Genomic DNA, 21,262 nt, shown 5'->3' on the forward strand with positions numbered 1-21,262 from the left:
AATCCGCGTCTGGGCTGTGCCGGCATGCACTGTGCCGTCGCGGGTCGAACCATCAGAGGACGTCAGGCGTCGATCCGCTCCCGGTCCAGGCTGGAGGCGCCGGCGATGATGAAGTCTTTGCGGGGGGCAACATCGGACCCCATCAGCAGGTCGAAGGTGTCCTCCGCATGCTTGGCGTTCTCGATCCCCACCTTGCGCAGTGTCCGGTGCCGCGGGTCCATGGTGGTCTCGGCAAGCTGCCCGGCGTCCATCTCGCCCAGGCCCTTGTACCGCTGGATCGGCTCCTTGTAGCGCTTGCCTTCCTTGGCCAGCCGGGCCAGGAGCACGTGCAGTTCCGCCTCCGAGTAGGTGTAGATCATGTCGTTGGCCTTCTGCCCGGCGTTGATGACCTCCACCCGGTGCAAGGGTGGCACGGCAGCATAGACCCGCCCCGCGTCGATCATGGGGCGCATATACCGGAAAAAGAGCGTCAGCAACAGCGTCCGGATGTGGGCGCCGTCGACGTCTGCGTCGGTCATCAGAATGACTTTGCCGTACCGGGCCGCGTTGATGTCGAAGCTGCGGCCCGAACCGGCGCCCACCACCTGGATCAGCGCAGCGCATTCCGCGTTGGAGAGCATGTCGCCCACGGATGCCTTCTGCACGTTCAGGATCTTGCCGCGGATGGGCAGCAGCGCCTGGAAGTCCGAGGACCGTGCCAGCTTGGCGGTTCCCAAGGCAGAGTCGCCTTCCACGATGAACAGTTCGGAACGGCCGACGTCGTCCGTCCGGCAGTCGGCGAGCTTGGTGGGCATGGACGAAGTTTCCAGGGCATTCTTGCGCCGCTGGGTCTCCTTGTGGACCCGGGCGGAAATCCGGGACTTCATCTCGCTGACGATTTTTTCCAGGAGCAGCGCGGAGTGCGCCTTGTCATTCCGGTTGGCTGAGTTCAGCTTCGCGGTGATCTCCTGCTCCACCACCTTCGAGACGATGGCGCGGACAGCGGAGGTGCCCAGGATCTCCTTCGTCTGGCCCTCGAACTGCGGCTCAGCCAACCGGACCGTCAGCACAGCCGTCAGGCCGGCAAAGATGTCGTCCTTTTCGATTTTGTCGTTGCCGGCCTTCAGCTTGCGGGCGTTGGCCTCCACTGCTTTCCGGAACGTCTTCACCAGCGCCTGCTCGAAACCTGACTGGTGCGTTCCGCCTTTGGGCGTGGCGATGATGTTGACGAAGCTGCGGACGGTGCTGTCATAGCCGATGCCCCACCGGAGGGCCACGTCCACTTCACAGTCACGTTCAACCTCGGCGAGCTGGCTGTGCCCCCGTTCGTCGAGTACTGGCACTGTTTCCTTGAATTTGCCTGACCCGTGCAGCCGCCAGACGTCGGTGACGGCGGGATCGGCGGCGAGGAACTCAACGAACTCGGACAGGCCGCCGTCGTGGTGGAACACCTCTTCGTGGCCGGCTGCTTCACCGGGAGTACCGGCCAGCCTGCGCTCATCGCGGACGGTGAGCTTGAGTCCCGGCACCAGGAAGGAGGTCTGACGTGCCCGAGCGGCCAGTTCGTCGTAGGAGAACTTGGCGTCCGGCGTGAAAATCTGGCGGTCCGCCCAGTAGCGGATCCGGGTCCCGGTCACACCACGCTTCGCCTTGCCCGCTACGTCCAGAACCGAGCCGTCCACAAACGGCGCGAACACCGCCGACGGGTCCAGCTTGGATCCCTGATCCTGGAAACGCCCCGGCTCGCCGCGGCGGAACGACATTTTGTACGTCTTGCTGCCGCGGTCCACTTCCACGTCCAGGCGCGCGGACAAGGCGTTCACCACAGAGGCGCCCACGCCGTGGAGGCCGCCGGAGGCGGTGTAGGACCCGCCGCCGAACTTGCCGCCCGCATGGAGCTTGGTGAAGACCACCTCGACGCCGGTGAGGCCAGTCTTGGGTTCCACGTCCACGGGGATGCCGCGGCCGTCGTCGTGAATTTCCACTGAGTTGTCCGCGTGCAGGATGATCTTGATATCGTGCCCAAATCCGGCAAGCGCTTCGTCCACCGAGTTGTCGATGATCTCCCACAGGCAGTGCATCAGCCCGCGCGAATCAGTGGAGCCGATGTACATGCCGGGGCGCTTACGGACGGCTTCGAGGCCCTCCAGGACAGAAAGGTGCCGGGCGGTGTAATCAGAACTTGGTGCCACGGGTTGTGATCTCCTTCAGTGACGGAACAGCTGGCGCCGCGGGCGCTCCATCAAGCCTAGTCGGCGCGGCAGCGGACGGTGGGCTGCCACACTTCCTCCGGGCTGTGGGCGAGGCCACTCGTTATCCTTCCGTGACCGAAACCGGCGGCTTGATCGATTCTTGTGGCTACGCGGACAGCGAACTTGACCCGTCCTTGCGATGGGATTGGTACGAATACTGGTTATATAGACATACAGATCTACTAAGGAGGCCGACATGACAACAGCAGTGGCAGACCGCACACTCAACGCACTGGACAGGTGCGATCGCTGCGGAGCTCAGGCATATGTCCGCGTTGTACTCGAGTCCTCCGGCGGTGAGCTGCTGTTCTGCGGCCACCATGCCCGTGCCATCGAGGCTACGCTGAGGCCGTTGAGCTCCGACTGGCACGATGAGACGGGCAGGCTTCACGAGAAGGCTCCCGTAGCCGTCGACTGACCAAGGCGCACCCAACCTGATACACCTCGAAGAGGACCCCTCCAGCTGGAGGGGTCCTCTTCTTTGTTATGAAGCCAAGGACAAGGAAGCGCGGGGCACCTTCACACCCATCGATCCGAAGATGATGGGCAGAGGGTGACCCGCGCTTCCTGAGTCCTGATCTAGTCCAGGTAGTCCCGCAGTACCTGCGACCGCGACGGGTGGCGGAGCTTGGACATGGTCTTGGATTCGATCTGGCGGATGCGCTCACGCGTAACACCGTAGACCTTGCCGATTTCGTCTAAAGTCTTCGGCTGGCCGTCGGTGAGGCCGAAACGCATGGCCACCACGCCGGCCTCGCGCTCGGACAGGGTGTCCAGGACGGAGTGCAGCTGCTCCTGCAGGAGCGTAAAGCTCACGGCATCAGCGGGAACCACGGCCTCGGAATCCTCGATGAGGTCGCCGAACTCGGAGTCTCCGTCTTCACCCAGCGGGGTGTGTAGGGAGATCGGTTCGCGGCCGTACTTCTGGACCTCCACGACCTTCTCGGGAGTCATGTCCAGTTCGAGGGCCAGTTCTTCGGGCGTGGGTTCGCGGCCCAGGTCCTGGAGCATCTGGCGCTGCACGCGGGCCAGCTTGTTGATGACTTCGACCATGTGCACCGGGATGCGGATGGTGCGGGCCTGGTCTGCCATGGCGCGGGTAATGGCCTGGCGGATCCACCATGTGGCGTATGTGGAGAACTTGAAGCCCTTGGTGTAGTCGAACTTCTCGACAGCGCGGATCAGGCCCAGGTTGCCTTCCTGGATGAGGTCCAGGAACAGCATGCCGCGGCCGGTGTAGCGCTTGGCCAGCGAGACCACCAGACGGAGGTTGGCTTCGAGCAGGTGGTTCTTGGCGCGCTTGCCGTCGTGGATGACGAACTCAAGTTCACGCTTGAACTTGGGGTCCATCGAGCCGTCGTCGGCGTTGATCTTCTCTTCGGCGAAGAGTCCGGCTTCGATCCGGAGCGCGAGGTCCACTTCCTGCTCGGCATTGAGCAGCGCAACCTTACCGATCTGCTTGAGGTAATCCTTGACGGGGTCAGCCGTGGCGCCAGCCGACATCACCTGCTGGACAGGGGCATCGTCGTCATCGGCATCCGAGTAGACGAACCCCTTACCCGTGGCTGCCGATGCGGCCTTGGCGGCGTTGATCTCGCTGTCATCGGCGATGTTGGTGTCGTCGAGGTCCTCCTCAACGTCCTCGTCATCGTCCGATGCGCCGCGCGCGGACTTTCCGGCTGCTTCGGCAGCGGCTTTGGCGCCGGGCTTGGGCCCGCGCTTCTTGGGCTCAGGCTTGCCGTCCAAACCGGCGTCACCGGAGGCATCCTTGATGGCTTTGTTGGCTGCCCGCGTCGCTGCTCGCTTGGCGTTCGTTGCAGCCTGCTTCGCCTCAGGGGACAAATCGTCCTGGGCGGCGGGATCCTTCTTCGCGGAAGACGGGGTCACAGAAAACCTTTCTAGCGGCGGTCTGTGGAATCACCATACGGGCAACACCACTATGACCCTGTCAAGTCCGTGATGAATATCAGGTGCAACCACGGCCGGCAGAGTCTACAAGTAGAACTGCCGGGGCGGCCATAATGTTCCCGACTGGGCTTCATCACATGCACTTGAGTCACGGACCCAACCGGGTCTCGGCAACCATTGTCTCACGGTTTTCCCAAACCGGACCTCAAGGCTGCACCATCGCCGGGGCTGGGGCCACCTGTCTGGGCCGCACGCCTGCAGCATTCGCGGCGGGGATGGCGGCAGGACCCTGGCCTTGCGGCTGCCAGGCTTGCCCCCAGGCCAAGCTGCAACCGATCAGGCTGCATCGGGTTCGAATTTCCGCCAGGCGGCCTCCTTGCGCGCAGCCCAGCCGCAGAGTGTGCCGCGCCGCACGAGCTCAAGCATAAGTTCAGCGAGCCGGTAGCCTGGTTCCTCGTCAAGGGCGCGGCCGAGGTACGCAGCAGCGTAGGACCCCCGCCCCCTGCACCACGCGATCCACCCACGCCCTGTCAGCGCGGCCGCACCGGCCTGCCCGCCGCACGCCGACAGCTGTTCCAGTACTGCGTCCAGGCTGTTAAGAGAGTGCCAGGCGGGAACCACCGGGTCCAGCCCCAACAGGACTTCGCCATATCCCGGAATGCCCGGCTGGCATTTGGTACCAGGACCGGCAGGCGCCCGTCCTGGCAGTCCCGCTCCCGACGCTGGAAGTCCGGAAGGTGTGGGGCCCAGGAGTGCAGGCCCCACCGGAGCCAGGATGCTGCCGGCATCGAAGATGCCGAACTTCTCGGCCCCCGCCAGGGCAGTTGCCTGACCGGCGGCGGCCATCACCAGGACGGCGTCACGCCAGGTGGGGACCCGGAGCGACGCGCGAAGGTAGGCAACGTCGTTGACCGGCAGCGGCCGGCCAGGCGCGTTGGCCAGCAGGGCCTCCCAGTGGACCATCAGCTGGCCAAACTGGTCCCTGCTCCCCCGGCGCCCGTCCAGCTGCTCCGCCCACGTTGCCTCGGAGGCAAGGATGGCTGCCCGGTCCTCGCCGGAAAGCGTGGGCAGAGGATGGGCGCCGTCCTCCGGCCCGGGCCCGACGCTGCTGCCGCGGAAGACCATTTCGGCATTAAGCATGCTGTCCCGGATCGCCTGAACAGACCGGCCCGGCGAGGGGCAGCAGGACTTGTCGGTGCAAAAAGCATCACGCCAGAAGTCGTCACCGACGTACCAGGCGTCCCGCACCGGCATCCCCGCGGTGCCAAGGACCGACAGCAGCGCGTCCAGCAGCCCGCGGTAGGTTCCAGGTGGTTCCATCCAGCCGTCGTTGGTGAAGCAGGCCAGCAGGGCGGCATCGGCATTCTCGTCAGCCTGAAGATAGTCGCGCACCGTGCGGGCGTAGTCCCGCGGGTCCGCGAGCGTTTCCGGGCCTGGAAGATCCAGCCGCAGGGTTGCTCCCAGACGGTTTCCCTGCAGGGTCATCGCGACCAGGCTGTCTGCCGGCCAGTAGCCCAGGGAATGCGGAATGAAACCGAGGATGTCTTCAGGGCCTCGGACGGTCAGGTGTTCTGAAGGTTTCATGACTCCAGTCTTGGCTCATCCGATACCCCACTCCGGAAAAAATGTGCGCCATGTGGACATAGCGGCCGATGTGGAGGACAAGTGTCAGTCTTTGCCCGCGCGGTCGCGCTGGCGCCGCTGGGCCAGGTTCGCCCGCCGCTGCTGCGCCATGGCCCGGAGGAGCGGCGGGACCACAACACCTTGCGCGGCCATCTGGCGCCGTACTTTGCGCCGGCAGGCAAGCGTCATGGCGGCGCCAAAACCCAGCAGCAGGAACTGAACGCTCAGTGCGATCCGGAACGGTTCGAGCCCGTACAGGACGCCGTCGGAATAGCCGCTGGCCAGCAGGACGTCCAGCACCAGGCCGATCAGGAAGATCGCCACAAGGGCCGCGATGAAGCCGCCCACATTCACGATGCCCGTTGCGGTACCGATCCTGTGCGCGGGATTGAAGGTACGCGCGAAATCGAACCCGATCATCGATCCTGGCCCCCCGATGGCCAGGACTACCACCAGGCACGCGAGCAGCCACAGCGGGGAACGGCCAGGTGTCAGCAGCACCGCGGCCCAGGCAGCGGCCGTGGCGCCGGCGATGAGCAGGACCATGGTTGAGCGGCGAAGCGGGTGACGGGAAACGAACTGCCCGATGAAAGGGCCCACGGCCATCGCCGCCGCAACGTACAAAGTCATCAGGCCGGCCACGGTTGTTGCATCCAGGCCCTGGCCCGAGATCAGGAACGGATACCCCCAGGTCATGGCGAAGACGGTGCCGCTGAACTGGATGGTGAAGTGGCTCCACATCCCCAGCCGGGTACCCGGCTGGCGCCACGCCCGCGCGAGCGAGGCGCCGGTAGCCTTCAACCCCTGCTGCGCCTGCGGGGCAGGCGCACCGGGCGGGTGTTCCTTCAACAACACCAGCACCAGCACCACCGCGAGGCCCGCCATGCCGGCGAGCATCAGGAAGCCGGGGGTCCAGCCAAAGGAATGCAGGACAAAGGCGAAAGGCAGCACACTGAACAGCTGCCCGAGCTGGCCCGACATGCCGGTCAGCTGGGTGACCAGGGGAACCCGAGCCGGCGCGAACCATAAGGGAATGAGGCGGATCACGGAAATAAATGTCATGGCGTCGCCGGCGCCCACAAGAACCCGCCCCGCCACACCGCCGGGGATGGTATCAGCGAAGGCCAACTGGAGCTGCCCAAGACCCATCAGGACGGCTCCACCGGCGATCATGATGCGCGAGCCGAACCTGTCCACCAGGAGGCCCACGGGGATCTGCAGGCCTGCGTAGACCAGCAGCTGGAGCACTGTAAAGAAGGAGATGGCGGACGCGCCGGCATGGAACCGCTCGGTGGCCTCCAGTCCCACCACACCAAATGAGGTGCGCTGGGAGACGGCCACCAGGTAGGCGAAGATGCCGATGGTCCAGATCAGCCAGGCTCGGGGTGCGGTCACCCCCTCATTATGCCCGGGCTGCCGCCCCACGCTGGGCAGGCGTCTGGCAGGCGGACGCCGCGGGACGGGCTACGGGTGCGGGTTCTCGCGGGCCAGGTAGGCCTCCACTGCCGCGCCCAGCTCGTCCCCGTTGGGCAGTTCGTCATTCTCATCGGCCAGGAGCGAGCGCCGGACGGTGCCTTCGGCCTTCTCGTCGTACCGCTCTTCCAGCCGGGAGACCACCTGCTGCACATCTTCAGAGGCTGCGACCTGCTCGGCGATCTGGCGGCCCACTTCCCTGCCGGCTTCGCGCAACCGGTCCGCAGGCAACATCAGTGACGTCGCGGCACCGAGGAATTCAAGTCCGGCCACGGCGGCCGGCGGGTATTCCGCCTCAGCGAGGTAGTGCGGAACGTGGATCACGTAGCCGGCAACATTGCGCTCAGCTTCCACCAGCCGCAACTCCAGAATGTGGCCCACGGCCGCCGGAACGTCAACGGTGGGCTTCCAGACCGAAATGCCCTCGATCAATTCCGGACGGTTGCCATGGACGGTCACACCCACGGGGCGCGTGTGCGGCACAGGCATGGGAATGGAGTGGATCCAGGTCACGAGGTTCACGTCCAGCTTTTCCACAATGCCGACGACGGCGCGCGCGAACCGCTCCCATTGAAGGTCGGGTTCAAAACCGGCCAGCAGCAGGAACGGGCTGCCGAGCCCGTCCGTCAGCTTGTACAGTGCCAGCTTCGGCTGCTGGTAGTCCTGCAGGTGATCCTCCACAAAGGAGATGTGGGGCCTCCGCGACCGGTAGTCGATGAGCTGGTCGGCGTCGAACACGGCCACCGGCTCGGCGTCGAGGGTGTCCAGGAGCTCCGCATTGATCTGCCTCACCACGTGGCCGGCATCGGCAAAGCCGGTGAAACCCATCACCAGGTTCAGCCCGCGGAGCGCCGGGCTGTGGAACAGCTCGATGTTGCTCGCATAGAGCGCATCGGGGTCCAGCAGGGAACCGGAAATCCGTTCAAGCACGGCGTCGTCCTTTCAAGGAGTCGGGTGAATATCTTGTACAACGCGGCCAGGCACTCCGGAATTCCGCCGGCCGGTGTGGCGCAGGTCTCAGGAGATTCCGCCGCCGCGGCCCGCAGCGGCTACGATCGTGAATGGCCTGCCGGACGGGTTTACCGGCACCCCGGCGACGTCCCGATCGGACGGCAGCCGGATATCCATGGCCGGGCGCCTGACATCCATACCAGCGCGAACAGCCTTTTCGAGAATTGAGGACTTACCCCGTGGTCAAGAATACTGAAATCAACCTTAGTACCCTCGCTAAGGACCTGAAGAGGACCCCCAGTGACGCCGTGGTGATCGGCGTGGGACAGGGACCGGACGGCCCCGTCCTGCTTGAGAACCCGCTGACCGCGAAATCGGCCGAAGCGCTGACCGATTCCCTGAAGGTCCTGGGTGTCACCGGCGCCGCCGACCAGATCGTTCGGCTGCCCGGCCTGCCGGAAACGGGTGCCGGGGTTCTGGTTCTCGCCGGAGTCGGCAAGGTGGCCGCTGGCCGTCCGCTGACCGAAGAGGCCCTGCGGCGTGCCGCGGGTTCCGCCGTCCGCCAGCTCGGTGGCCTGCCCACCGTTGTCCTCGCGCTCCCGACGGCGGGAGTCGCCGACGTTGCGGCGGTCGCCGAGGGTGCCGCCCTGGGAGCCTATTCCTTCACCGAGTACCGGTCGTCCAACGACGGACTGAAGGAACCGGTCCGCAACGCGGTGATTTACACGGACGTTGCTACCAATGATGCGCTTCGCTCAGCACTGACACGGGCAGGCCTGGTCGGCAAGGCCGTCAACGCCACGCGGTCCCTGGTCAACCAGCCGCCCAGCCACCTGTACCCCGAATCCTTCGCCGAGGCCGCCAAGGAGCTGGCCAAGGGTCTCCCTGTCAAAGTAACCGTCTGGGACGAAAAGCGCCTCGAAAAGGAAGGCTTCGGCGGCATCATGGGCGTGGGCAAAGGCTCCACCCGCCAGCCCCGACTCGTGAAGGTCGAATACGCCCCCGCCAAGGCCACCGCAAAAATCGCACTGGTAGGCAAGGGCATCACATTCGACACCGGCGGAATCTCGATCAAGCCGGCCCTTGGCATGGGCGACATGAAGAGCGATATGGCGGGCGCCGCCGTCGTCCTTAATACTGTGCTGGCGATCGCAGGACTGGGCCTGCCGGTGAAGGCGACCGCCTGGCTCTGCATCGCGGAAAACATGCCCTCCGGTGCCGCCTCACGGCCTGCGGACGTCCTCACCATGTTCGGCGGCAAGACCGTAGAAGTGCTGAACACCGATGCCGAAGGCCGCCTGGTCATGGCAGACGGCATCGTCGCGGCGAGCCGTGAATACCCTGATGCCATCATCGACGTCGCCACCCTCACCGGCGCGCAGCTCATCGCCCTCGGTAACAGGACGGCCGGCGTTATGGGCTCGGACAGCGTGACCGGACCGATCAAGGCCGCCGCCGACCGTGCGGGCGAACTGGTGTGGCCCATGCCATTGCCGGAGGAACTGCGCCCCAGCATCGACTCCCAGGTGGCCGATCTCGCCAATATCGGTGAACGCCACGGCGGCATGATGACCGCGGCGGTTTTCCTGCGCGAGTTTGTCGGCAAGGGCAAGGACGGGGAGCAGATCCCCTGGGCCCACATCGACATCGCCGGCCCGTCCTTCAACAACGGAAGCCCGTACGGCTACACCCACAAGCAGGGCACGGGCTGCACCGTCCGCACACTGGTGGCTTACGTCGAGGACATCCTGGCGGCTGCCGCCTGACCCAGGACCACCTGACCTTTGCTGTTGAGTTGTCACGCGGCCCTTTGTCATGGGACTGCAGAACCGGCCGTGATCCCTTGGCCACATGGCCGCGTGACACTCGACACAAGCGCCCCACAAAGGCGGCGCCAAGGTGGAGCATGGATGAGGGGTTCGCTAAGGTGAACCCCGGTAGTCACAAATGCACGAGAACCTGCCTGCTGGCATAATCACGGCAGTACAAGTTCAAGACCAGATGATGCGCACGATCGCGTCATCGTTCACGCGAGGGAGCGTCTAAGTGGCCGATCAGGCAACTGCGCAAGAATTCGACATCCTGGTACTAGGTGGCGGCAGCGGCGGATACGCCACAGCCCTGCGGGCCGTACAGCTTGGCTTCACCGTTGGTCTGGTTGAGAAGGCCAAACTGGGTGGTACCTGCCTGCACAACGGCTGTATCCCCACCAAGGCCCTGCTGCACTCCGCAGAAGTTGCCGACCACGCCCGCGACGGCTCCAAGTACGGCGTCAACGTGGAGCTCCAGTCCATCGACATGACCGCCGTGAACGCCTACAAGGACGGCATCATTGCCGGTAAGTTCAAGGGCCTGCAGGGTCTGATCAAGGGCAAGGGCATCACCGTCATTGAGGGCGAAGGCAAACTCACCGCCCCGGACACCATCACCGTCAATGGCACAGCCTACAAGGGCAAGAACATCGTCCTCGCCACCGGCTCCTACTCCCGCTCCCTTCCGGGCCTGGAAATCGGCGGCCGCGTGATCACCTCTGACGAAGCCCTGAAGATGGACTACGTGCCCAAGAGCGTCATCGTCCTGGGCGGCGGCGTCATCGGCGTCGAATTCGCTTCGGTATGGAAGTCCTTCGGCGTGGACGTCACCATCATTGAGGGCCTGCCGTCCCTGGTGCCCAACGAGGACGCATCCATCATCAAGGTCCTGGAGCGCAGCTTCAAGAAGCGCGGCATCAAGTTCAACACCGGCACCTTCTTCCAGGGCGTCGAGCAGGACAACGACGGCGTCAAGGTCACCCTGGTGGACGGCAAGACCTTCGAAGCAGACCTTCTGCTCGTTGCTGTGGGACGCGGACCGTCCACGGCGGGCCTGGGGTTCGAAGAAGCGGGCGTCACGGTTGATCGCGGCTTCGTGATCACCAACGAACGCCTCCACACCGGCGTCGGCAACGTCTACGCCGTCGGCGACATCGTTCCCGGCGTGCAGCTGGCACACCGCGGTTTCCAGCAGGGCATCTTCGTCGCCGAAGAAATCGCCGGCTTGAAGCCCGTGGTTGTCGACGACATCAACGTCCCCAAGGTCACCTACTGCGATCCCGAGATTGCCTCGGTGGGTTACTCCGAGAAGGCCGCCAAGGAGAAGTTCGGCGATGACAGGGTTGAAAGCACGGAATACAACCTGGCCGGAAACGGCAAGAGCGCCATTCTGGGCACCGGCGGCATCATCAAGTTCGTCCGCGAAAAAGACGGCCCTGTTGTTGGCGTCCACATGATCGGCACCCGCGTCGGCGAGCAGATCGGCGAAGCCCAGCTGATCGTCAACTGGGAAGCCTACCCGGAAGATGTTGCCGGACTCATCCACGCGCACCCGACGCAGAACGAGGCACTCGGCGAGGCCGCAATGGCCCTGGCCGGTCGCCCGCTCCACGGCTAGTTACAGCCAGCAGCACAGCAAGACAACAGCGTTTGGTGCACCCGGCGTGACCCGCCGGGTGCACTAAGCTCGAACAAGCCAGCCATCATCCGCACAAAAGATCAATAAGGAGAACGGGGACGACATGTCTGAATCCGTTAACTTGCCCGCCCTCGGTGAGAGCGTCACCGAAGGAACCGTCACCCGCTGGCTCAAGCAGGTAGGTGACCGGGTAGAGGTGGACGAACCGCTGCTCGAGGTTTCCACCGACAAAGTGGACACCGAAATCCCCTCTCCGATTGCCGGCATCATCGAGGAAATCCTCGTTGCCGAAGACGAGACCGCCGAAGTAGGCGCTCCCCTGGTCCGCATCGGCGACGGGTCCGGCGGCGGCGCAGCCCCCGAAGCAGCAGCGCCGGCCGAAGAAGCCCCGGCCGCACCGGCTGCAGAGGCACCCGCCGAAGAAGCTCCGGCCGAAGAAGCACCGGCAGCTCCCGCAGCGGCAGCACCGGCCGCGTCGGACGGCGAAAGCCACGACGTCACCCTCCCGGCACTGGGCGAAAGCGTCACCGAAGGAACCGTCACCCGCTGGCTGAAGGCCGTGGGCGACACCGTTGCCGTGGATGAGCCGCTGCTCGAGGTATCCACCGACAAGGTTGACACCGAAATCCCGTCCCCCGTAGCGGGAACGCTGCAGGAAATCCGGGTCAACGAAGACGAAACCGCCGAGGTTGGTGCAGTCCTCGCCGTCATCGGCTCCGGCGCGGCAGCACCCGCAGCCTCCGCTCCGGCAGCAGCACCCGCAGCCTCCGCTCCGGCATCAGCAGCAGCTCCGGCAGCCAAGCCCGCGGCACCGGCGCCCGCTGCGGCACCTGCACCCGAAGCACCCAAGGCTGAGGCGGCACTTGCTGCGGCACCAGCACCTGCCACCGCTGCACCCCCGGCACCCGCGGCCGAGCCTGCTGCCGGCGGCGAGTCCGGCTACGTGACTCCGCTGGTCCGGAAGCTGGCCAACCAGCACGGCGTGGATGTCGCATCGCTGTCCGGCACCGGCGTTGGTGGCCGCATCCGCAAGCAGGACGTCCTCGCCGCTGCAGAAGCCAAGGCCGCTCCCGCCGCAGCAGCACCGGCCAAGCCGTCCGCCGCTCCGGCCGGTCCGGCCGCCTCCTCCCTGCGCGGCACCACGCAGAAGGCTCCCCGCATCCGCCAGGTCATCGCCCGCCGTATGCGCGAGTCCCTCGACGTCTCCACGCAGCTCACGCAGGTGCACGAAGTGGACATGACCAAGGTGGCCAAGCTCCGACTGAAGGCCAAGAACTCGTTCCTGGCACAAAACGGCGTCAAGCTCACCTTCCTGCCGTTCATCGCCAAGGCCGTGGCCGAGGCCCTCAAGCAGCACCCCAAGGTCAACGCTGCGTACGACGAGGACAAGCAGGAAATCACGTACCACAATGCCGAGCACCTGGCGATTGCCGTGGACACGGACAAGGGCCTCCTGGTTCCGGTCATCTCCGATGCCGGCAACCTGAACCTGGCCGGACTGGCCGGCAAGATCGCCGACGTTGCCGGGCGTACCCGCGACGGCAAGATCGGCCCGGACGAGCTGTCCGGCGGAACGTTCAGCATCACCAACATCGGTTCGGTCGGCGCCCTGTTCGACACCCCGATCATCAACCAGCCGCAGGTGGGCATCCTGGGCACCGGCGCGATCGTCAAGCGCCCCGTGGTGGTGGCCGACGAGAACGGTGACGATTCGATCGCCATCCGCTCCATGATGTACCTGTCCCTCACGTACGACCACCGCCTGGTGGACGGCGCGGATGCAGGCCGTTTCCTCCAGACCCTGAAGGCCCGCCTTGAAGAAGGCGCCTTCGAGGCCGACCTGGGACTCTAACCCAAGCCAGAGCCGAGCGACGGCGGTGCACGCACCGGTGGGAAACCACTGGAACGCGTGCACCGCCGTCGCGGTTTAAGCCGCAGTGCCCTTGTCTCCGCCGACACACACAAACACTGCGGCCCGCCTTACTACGTGGCGTAGAACGTCTGCGTAGACTGGGCCTATGATTATCGTGTACAACATCGTGGTTTTCCTGCACATCGTCGGCGCCGCCATGATCGTCGGCATCTGGATCGGGAACATGAAGACCCCCACGGTCCACCCCCGGCAGTTCGATGGCGCGGCTCTTCAGCTCATCACCGGTATTGTGCTGATGGGCCTGATCCCTGCCTTGGACATGGACGCGAACTACTTCAAGTTGGGCATCAAGTTCGCGATCGCCCTGGCCGTCGGCGTGCTGGCTTTCATCGGCCGCCGCAAATACAAGAAGGGCGAGGACATCAGCAAGGGCCTGGCCCACGGCGTTGGCGGACTTGCGCTGCTCAACGTGGCCATCGCCACGCTCTGGAACTGATCGCTGGCTGAACCACTTACGACGGCGCCGCTCCCCTCGTCCGGGAGCGGCGCCGTCGCTGTTTAACCGCCAAGCGGTAACCTCCAGGCGTTAGTCGCCAAGCGGCCGGGCGCACGGTCACAATCCACTGAGAGCGGACACTCTGTGCACGGCTATCGCTCAATCCCTAGGATTGGAACCGGCGGGGCCAGGCAACGGCCGGTCCCGGTTCGAACCGACTTGAGGAGTGGACATGGCAGCAACACGCACCGCGCACACAGTATGGAACGGCGACCTGATGACAGGGTCGGGTCAGACCACGCTGGACAGCTCCGGCCTGGGCACTTTTGACGTTACCTGGAAGGCACGCACCGAAGCGGCCGAGGGCAAGACCAGCCCGGAAGAACTGATCGCTGCAGCGCACGCGAGCTGCTTCTCCATGGCGTTCAGCCTGGCCCTCACCCAGGCCGGGCATGTCCCGGACGAGATCCGTACCAAAGCCGACGTGACGTTTGTTCCCGGCACGGGCATCACCGGGAGCCACCTGACGGTGTCGGCAAAGATTCCCGGCATCTCCGAAGAAGACTTCCAGCGGATCGCCGGCGAGGCCAAGATCGGCTGCCCGGTCTCCGGCGCGCTGGCCAGCATCGAGATCACCTTGGACGCATCCCTGGAAGCCTGATCCGTTCAGGCGGCTGCCGCCGCTACTGAGATAGAGAAGGCCCTGATCCCACCCGGACTAACCGGGAGGGGCAGGGCCTTCTTTGTTGCGTGGTGCCGGGCCGGCCTTAGTCGCCGTGCCGGCGGGCCGGAAGCGGCGCTGGCTTCAGGCGACGGTAGCCTTCGCGGACCGGGGGCTTGTCGGTGGGCAGCTCCTGGATCATTTCCTTGAGCGCACCGATCCCGTATTCCAGCTGGGGGTCCCTGCCGGCGGCATAAGCGTGCGGCGGGTAGAGCACTTCGATGTCGGGATCCACGCCGTAGTTTTCCACGGACCAGCCCACGCCGCCACCGAACCAGGTGGCGTACCGCGGCTGGGTCACGCCGGTGCCGTCAGCCAGGGAGAACCTGTTATCAATCCCCACCACGCCGCCCCAGGTGCGCGTGCCGATCACTGGGCCGATCCCCCGCAGTTTGGAGACCTGGGTGATGATGTCGCCGTCGGACCCGGCAAATTCATCGGCGAGGATGATCACCGGACCCCGCGGCGCGTGGTGCGGGTAGGTCCGCGGACGTTCGCCGCGGGGCATGCTCCAGCCGGTGACCTTCCGGCCAATCAGTTCCGCCACCAGCTGGGACGTGTGGCCGCCGCGGTTCCGGCGGACGTCCACGATGAGGCCGTCGAGGGCAGTTTCGGTGTCCAGGTCGCGGTGCAGCTGCGCCCAGCCGTTAGCCATCATGTCCGGGATGTGCAGGTACCCGTAACGGCCGCCGGAGGCCTCCCGGACGATCCGGCGGTTCGCGGCCACCCACTCCTGGTAGCGCAGGCGCTCCTCATCCTTGACCGGGATCACCGCGATACGCCGCTGCTCCCCTGCCTCGGCTCCATGCGCGGCTCCGTTGCGTAGTGTCAGCTCCACAGCCCGTCCAGCAGCGCCCACCAGCTGCATCGCGGGGCTCACCGTGGCGGACAGCGGCACACCGTCGATGGCCAGGACGACGTCCCCGGCCATCGCGGCGGCGCCGGGCCGGGTCAGCGGCGATGTGGCCAGCGGGTCCGACGACTCGCCTGCAAGGATGCGGGTGATCTCCCAGCCTGCCGCCGTGAAGGCGAAGTCCGCACCGAGGCGGCCCTGGCCGTTGCTGCCATTTTCCGTGACCGCTGTGGGCCGGACGTAAGCGTGCGAGGTGCCCAGTTCCCCGTGAAGCTCCCAGAGCAGGTCCACCAGGTCATCGTGGGACCCCAACCGGTCAACGATCGGACGGTACCGCTTGTGAATCGACTCCCAATCCTGTCCTGCCATGTCTTCTGCCCAGAAGAAATCGCGCTGCAGGCGCCAGGCTTCGTCGAACGCCTGGCCCCAGACGCTGAGGGGATCCATCATGACGCGGATGCGGCCCAGGTCCACCTTGACCAGCAGGCCGGATTCCTCTTCGGCTTTCGCAGCCGAGGGAACCACGCTGACCTGCTTGTCGTTGACCAGCACCACTTTTTTACCATCGCCGGAGAGCCGGTAGCTATCCAGGGCTTCCACCAGCGTGGCGGACTTCCGGCGGGCAAGGTCGAACCGGACCAAGCTGGGGCGGGCGTCCTTGTCTTCCTGGCTGGCTTTTCCGTCGCCGGTGACGCCTGCCAGCGCCCAGTCCAGCCACAGCAGTGCGCCCTCCGTTGACGTGAGTGAGGTGTAGTTGCCCTGGGGCACGGGAACTCCGATGACACGGTGCGCCAACCCGGCCGGATCCACACGGACCGCGGGACCTGCCGCGGCGTCCGCATCCGTGCTGTCCGTGCTTGCTGCGGGGGCCAGGTCAACAGCGGGGCCAAACGGCGACGGCGTCGCGGCTGCCAGTGCCACCAGATACGGCTTGATGGGGCTGGGGAAAGACAGGTCAAACGAGTGTCCGTCGTAGACCGGGTCAAAGCTGCGGTTGGACAGGAAGGCCAGGAACTTTCCGTCCGGCGTGAAACTTGGGGACCTGTCGCAGAAACGGCCGTCGGTGACCTCGACGATGCCGCCCGCCAGGTCTGTGGCGTTGGCCAGCCGGAGCCGGCTCCGGGAGCCGAACGAGGTGACGGGTTCGGACCAGGCCAGCCACTGTGAGTCTGGAGACCACACGAGTTCCGCAATGCTGCCCTCGCCGATGCTGGCGACCAGGGACAGTTCCCCGGTGGCTGTGTCCGCCACATAAACATCTCCGAAGGCGGTACCGGCAGCAATCCACCGGCCATCGGGGCTCGCTTCCAGGGCGCTGGCGCGTGACGGCTTGGGGAAAGCGATGCAGGTCGGCAGGCCGGACGGTCCTGCGTTGACGGCGGATTCCGCCGGGCTGTGGGCCACATCGGCTGGGGATTCATCGGCCGGGGCGTCCTCAGGCACCGCGACAACGACGTCAGCAGCCACCGCTGCAGGTGATGCCGCCGCGGGAACCGGTCGCGGCAGTGGCGCTTCCGCTTGCTTCCGATCGGCGGCGGGGGTCACAGCGACCGGGGTTGCCGTGACGGCAGGAACCACAGTGTCGGGGACCGGCGCGGCAATCTCCTTGATGTAGATCGCTTCCACGCCGTCGTGATCTGCGACGTAAGCGAGGCGGCCGCCGTCGAGCGGCCTGGGGAGCCGTGCCCGGACACCCGGGGTGGCCTCGACGATACGGGATGGGCCGTCCTTGTGGCGGAGCCAGTGAAGGGTGCCATGCGCCTCCACGACGCTGGCGGATCCGCTGTCATCCGGCACCACCGTGCCCAGGTGTTTGGAGGTTTTCAGCAGGCCCGGGCGACGCGATTGCGACGCGGAGCCCAGCGAGATGTCCAGCCGTACCGCGGCAGAGGACAGATCGTGCAGGATCCAGAGCTCACCGGCAGATTCGAAGATGACCCGCTCACCGTCAGTGGACGCGTGCCGGACGTAGAAGTCCTCGTGGTCGGTGTGGCGTCGCAGATCGCCGCCGCCGGGCCGCACCGAGTACAGGTTTCCGTAACCCTCATGGTCCGACAGGAACGCAATGCGCCCGTCCACCCACAGCGGATCCGCGAGGTTTCCGTCGAGGTCGGGTACCAGGCGCTCGAACTCCCCGTTTCCATCGGCGTCAATCCAGAGCTTTCCCGCGGTGCCGCCGCGGTACCGCTTCCACCAGGCCGGTTCACGGGAGAGCACGCTGGCCAGGACAACCGGCCGCTCGTCCCCCACTTCCGGGCCGAAGGCCACGGATTCGACCGGGCCGAAAGGGAGCTCCTCGGCCGACCCGCCGTCGACCGGGACGCTGTAAGCATACGTGTGCCGGCTTTCGGCCTGGCGGAACGCGCTGGTCACCACGACGTCGCCTGCTGCGGTGAAGCCTTTGACCTTGGTTGTGGCGTGGCCGAAATACGTCAGCTGCCGGTAGCCACCGCCGTCGACCTCGGCCGAGACCACTTCCGGGGCGGTTCCCTGGATAACAGTCCAGACCAGCCGCTTGCCGTCAGGCGTAAACCGCGGATTGCGGGCAGGCAGCTGCAGCGACGAAACCCGCCATGCACGGCCGCCGCTGAGCGGTGCGATCCACACGTCGTCCTCTGCCACAAACGTGACCAGATCGCCGTGGACATGCGGAAACCGGAAGTAGCTCGAAGAAGTCATCGTTCGATCATAGTCAACTCCCGGTACCGTCCGAGGGAGGTACCGGCGGCGAGCGGACCGTGGTGTGATGGATCATGCACATCGTCATCGCCGGGGCCTCAGGGCTGATCGGGACCCAATTGTCCGCCACGCTGCGAGAGGCCGGCCACGACGTGACCACCCTCGTCCGACGCGAGCCTGCGTCCCTCGCCGAAATCCGCTGGGACCCCGCAGCGCTCCGGCTGGATCCGGCAGCACTGTCCGGCGCCGACACCGTGATCAACTTGGCCGGGGCCGGGATCGGGGACAGGCCGTGGACCCGCCGCCGGATCGACACGCTGCTGACGTCGCGGTTGGCTGCCACCAGAACCCTGACCGCCGCCATGGACAGGCTTGACGACCCGCCGCGGACGTTTATCAGCCAGTCGGGATCCAACTACTATGGCGATTCGGGGTCCGCCCAGCTGCGGGAGAGTGCGTCGGCCGGCTCGGGTGTTCTGGCCCGCCTGTGCGTCGAGTGGGAGGCCGCCGCCCATGAGGCGCCCGACGGCGTCGGCGTGGTGACAACCCGTACCGGGATTGTGCTCAGCCGTTCAGGTGGCTCCATGGGCCGGCTGCTGCCGCTGCTTCGTCTCGGGGTGGGCGGTCCGCTGGGCAATGGCAGGCAGTATTGGCCGTGGATCACTTTGCCGGACGTCGCCGCTGCCTTCCTCTTCCTGGCGGGCGCCGGAATCCGCGGACCGGTCAATGTGTGCGCCCCCGAAAGCGCGGACGTGAACGCCTTGATCGGCGCGTTGGCATCCGCGCTCCACCGGCCGGCATTTTTCCGGGTACCTTCGCCGGCCCTGCGCCTGGTCATGTGGAAGTTGGCCGACGAACTCATACTGGCCAGCCAGCGGATGGAACCGGCGGTACTTGAAGCCGCCGGCTTCCAGTGGCAGCACCCGTCGCTGGCCGAGGGCGCTGCCTGGGTGGCCGGCAAGCACTGAGTCTTTGTCCATGGGCTGAGCCAACGCGCTGAGGCAACCAGTCAGGACCCCGGCAGGACGTCCGCAATCCGCCAGCGGCCGTCAACGGGGACCAGCACCAGCCGGAGGTTCTGGGCGGCCACCGGCGCGCCCGCCGCCACGACTTTTCCGGAAGCGTCCCGCTCCTCATAGGGCGACGTGGCGGACGTGACGCTGACAACAACCTGGCCGGATGGACTGCCGGGTTCGACGTGCAGGTTCGATACGGTACTGGTGAATCCGGCCAGGACGTGGCCGGACACCTGGAGCTCAGCCTTGAGGCCTGCATCCGCACTGGCGGCAGCCGATCCGGGGGCATTAACCAGCTCCAGCAGCTCCAGCCGGCCGGAGCTGAAGGCCTGGGACCTCACGGCGGCCGGTCCCGGGACTGCGTCGAGCGGGTCCGCCGAGTCCAGCTGAGCCGCGGCGGCGGCCGGGACTTTCGCGGCGGCGAGCATTGTCTCCAGCTCTCCGGTATCCGCACTGTCCGCCGCTGCCGGTCCGCGGGTCCCGTCACCGGAGGCGGCGGCCACCGCCTCTGGTCCAGCGGGCGCCACCCACGGCCCGTCCGGTCCAAAGGCGCCGGCGGCCCAGATGGCGCCTGCCACGATGGCACCGGCTCCCGCCGCCAGCAGCACGTTGCCCCGGTTGCGGCCGGCCATCCCACGCCCGCCGCCCCGGTTCAGGCCGGGATCCACCGACTTCTGCACAGCCGCCGTCCGACGCTTTCGGCCGGGGTTTGGTTGGCGATCGTTCAGGCCGGGTTCCACGGCATGCCTGCCGCGCGGCGCCGGCTTCTCACCGGCGACCGTCTGGGCCGGTGCGGCCTGGCTGCCGGCCTCTGGTGCTCTGGCCTCTGATGCGCGGAGCTTTGGTGCGGGCACCAGGGACATCTCCGCTTCTTCCCCAGCCGGGAACGGAAGGATCTGCCGCGCCCCCACCAGCCCGGACCAGCGCGACTTCGAGATCCGGCGCCGCCAGGCCCGGAGACGGTGACCTACCGCGCCGCCGGGACGTTCCGGGACGCGGCGCCGCGTCAGCAACTGCGGGATGACCGTTGCGTGGACGGAGGACGCGAGGTCCACCGGCAGCGGCGGGGCACTGCGGTAGACCGCCGTCGCCAGCTCAACAGCAGTGGGCCGCAGCCGCCGGTCCTCATTAAGGCCCGCCTCCAGGGCGGCGGCCAGCTCGGCTGGAACGTCAGGGAGCAGGAGTGAGAGAGGTGGGCGGTCGGCGGTGCGGCGTGGCGGCTGGCCCGTCAGGCAGTACCACCCCAGCGCCGCCACCGAGTAGACGTCGCGTTCCGGCTGCAGCCCCGCCCTCACGGCGTCCACAGGTGCCGGATCCATAAACCCCGGAGTGCCATGGTCGGGCACTGCTGAAACATCACCCACCATCCTGGCAATGCCGACGTCGGACAGCATTGGCTTGCCATGACCTGTAAAGAGGACATTCCCGGGCGATACGTCACCGTGGATGAACCCCTGGCCGTGCAAGTAGCCAAGCACCTGGGCAATAGGGGTGAGCACAGTGACCGTCTCCCCGATGGTGAGCTTGGCCCTGCTGCCAACCAGATCTCCGAGGGAACCGCCGGGCGCGTAATCCAGCAGCAGCCCTATTGTCCAACCGCCCGTCAGCGCTGAGCCGGCCGGCCGGTGAAGACGCAGTGCGTCGTGGGCCTTGATGAGGTGCTGGTGGTCGAGGACAGAAAGAATGCGGATTTCACGGCGGATGGCCTCCTCGGCGTCGGCCCCGGGCTCCCTGCCTTCGCCGGGACCGGGTACCCCGCTACGCCCATCACCAAGGCATTTCAGGGCGAACTCCCGGCCGGACCTTTCTTCAGTAACCAGCCACACTGTTGAACTTCCGCCGCGGCCCAACACGCGGCCCACCAGGAAGCCGGGAACCACCGGAGCAGTGAAATCATCCATGACTCATGTCTAGCGGAATCCGGGAATGCCCGCAGAAGTTATCCACAGGCCATGGGCATGCACTGGATCCGCCGGTGTCATGAGAGG

The 21,262-nt window shown here is 66.1% G+C and carries 15 protein-coding genes; 8 read left to right on the forward strand and 7 right to left on the reverse strand.

The genetic code is table 11. The annotated features are described in order from the left end of the window. Positions 1-62: 62 nt before the first annotated feature. On the reverse strand, positions 63-2,171 hold the full coding sequence (locus AC50YA_RS03605) for a DNA gyrase/topoisomerase IV subunit B (RefSeq protein ID WP_494980992.1): 2,109 nt from the start codon (positions 2,169-2,171) through the stop codon (positions 63-65). Between the two features lie 256 nt (positions 2,172-2,427). Here AC50YA_RS03605 and AC50YA_RS03610 point away from each other — a divergent pair, with 256 nt between their 5' ends. After that, positions 2,428-2,649, forward strand: a complete 222-nt coding sequence (locus tag AC50YA_RS03610) for a DUF7455 domain-containing protein (RefSeq protein ID WP_160670061.1) — start codon at positions 2,428-2,430, stop codon at positions 2,647-2,649. A 161-nt stretch (positions 2,650-2,810) separates the two neighbouring features. On the opposite strand, the gene AC50YA_RS03615 is transcribed toward AC50YA_RS03610, so the two are convergent. From AC50YA_RS03615 to AC50YA_RS03630, 4 genes are all read right to left on the reverse strand, one after another. Then, positions 2,811-4,118, reverse strand: coding sequence for an RNA polymerase sigma factor (locus AC50YA_RS03615; protein ID WP_494980993.1), 1,308 nt, complete (start codon positions 4,116-4,118; stop codon positions 2,811-2,813). A 357-nt stretch (positions 4,119-4,475) separates the two neighbouring features. Next, positions 4,476-5,723: a DUF4192 domain-containing protein gene (locus AC50YA_RS03620; RefSeq protein WP_494980994.1), complete on the reverse strand. Its 1,248-nt coding sequence runs from the start codon at positions 5,721-5,723 to the stop codon at positions 4,476-4,478. Positions 5,724-5,807: 84 nt separating this feature from the next. Further along, positions 5,808-7,157 carry an MFS transporter gene (locus AC50YA_RS03625; RefSeq protein ID WP_494980995.1) on the reverse strand — a complete coding sequence of 450 codons (1,350 nt, stop codon included), beginning with the start codon at positions 7,155-7,157 and terminating at the stop codon, positions 5,808-5,810. A 69-nt stretch (positions 7,158-7,226) separates the two neighbouring features. Continuing rightward, the gene (locus AC50YA_RS03630; protein ID WP_494980996.1) at positions 7,227-8,165 is read right to left on the reverse strand and encodes a proteasome assembly chaperone family protein; all 939 of its coding nucleotides are present in this window, start codon (positions 8,163-8,165) and stop codon (positions 7,227-7,229) included. A gap of 24 nt (positions 8,166-8,189) precedes the next feature. Here AC50YA_RS03630 and AC50YA_RS03635 point away from each other — a divergent pair, with 24 nt between their 5' ends. From AC50YA_RS03635 to AC50YA_RS03660, 6 genes are all read left to right on the forward strand, one after another. Continuing rightward, complete coding sequence (locus AC50YA_RS03635) at positions 8,190-8,414, forward strand: hypothetical protein (RefSeq protein ID WP_494980997.1); 225 nt, start codon at positions 8,190-8,192, stop codon at positions 8,412-8,414. 11 nt (positions 8,415-8,425) lie between these two features. Continuing rightward, positions 8,426-9,952, forward strand: a complete 1,527-nt coding sequence (locus AC50YA_RS03640; protein ID WP_494980998.1) for a leucyl aminopeptidase — start codon at positions 8,426-8,428, stop codon at positions 9,950-9,952. 280 nt (positions 9,953-10,232) lie between these two features. Continuing rightward, entirely contained in the window at positions 10,233-11,615 is a 1,383-nt protein-coding gene (gene lpdA, locus AC50YA_RS03645; RefSeq protein WP_494980999.1) for a dihydrolipoyl dehydrogenase, read from the forward strand. Positions 11,616-11,739: 124 nt separating this feature from the next. Beyond that, entirely contained in the window at positions 11,740-13,488 is a 1,749-nt protein-coding gene (gene sucB, locus AC50YA_RS03650) for a 2-oxoglutarate dehydrogenase, E2 component, dihydrolipoamide succinyltransferase (protein WP_494981000.1), read from the forward strand. A gap of 166 nt (positions 13,489-13,654) precedes the next feature. Next, on the forward strand, positions 13,655-14,005 hold the full coding sequence (locus tag AC50YA_RS03655; protein ID WP_058929351.1) for a hypothetical protein: 351 nt from the start codon (positions 13,655-13,657) through the stop codon (positions 14,003-14,005). 232 nt (positions 14,006-14,237) lie between these two features. Then, positions 14,238-14,666: an OsmC family protein gene (locus tag AC50YA_RS03660; protein ID WP_494981001.1), complete on the forward strand. Its 429-nt coding sequence runs from the start codon at positions 14,238-14,240 to the stop codon at positions 14,664-14,666. A 106-nt stretch (positions 14,667-14,772) separates the two neighbouring features. On the opposite strand, the gene AC50YA_RS03665 is transcribed toward AC50YA_RS03660, so the two are convergent. Beyond that, entirely contained in the window at positions 14,773-18,258 is a 3,486-nt protein-coding gene (locus tag AC50YA_RS03665) for a S41 family peptidase (RefSeq protein ID WP_494981002.1), read from the reverse strand. A gap of 74 nt (positions 18,259-18,332) precedes the next feature. Here AC50YA_RS03665 and AC50YA_RS03670 point away from each other — a divergent pair, with 74 nt between their 5' ends. After that, positions 18,333-19,226: a TIGR01777 family oxidoreductase gene (locus AC50YA_RS03670; RefSeq protein WP_494981003.1), complete on the forward strand. Its 894-nt coding sequence runs from the start codon at positions 18,333-18,335 to the stop codon at positions 19,224-19,226. A gap of 41 nt (positions 19,227-19,267) precedes the next feature. Here the strand turns inward: AC50YA_RS03670 and AC50YA_RS03675 are convergent, their stop codons facing one another. After that, a complete protein-coding gene (locus AC50YA_RS03675) occupies positions 19,268-21,175 on the reverse strand; it encodes a serine/threonine protein kinase (protein WP_494981004.1) in 1,908 nt (635 codons plus the stop codon). Positions 21,176-21,262: the final 87 nt, after the last annotated feature.

Source organism: Pseudarthrobacter sp. RHLT3-21 (genome assembly GCF_059383495.1).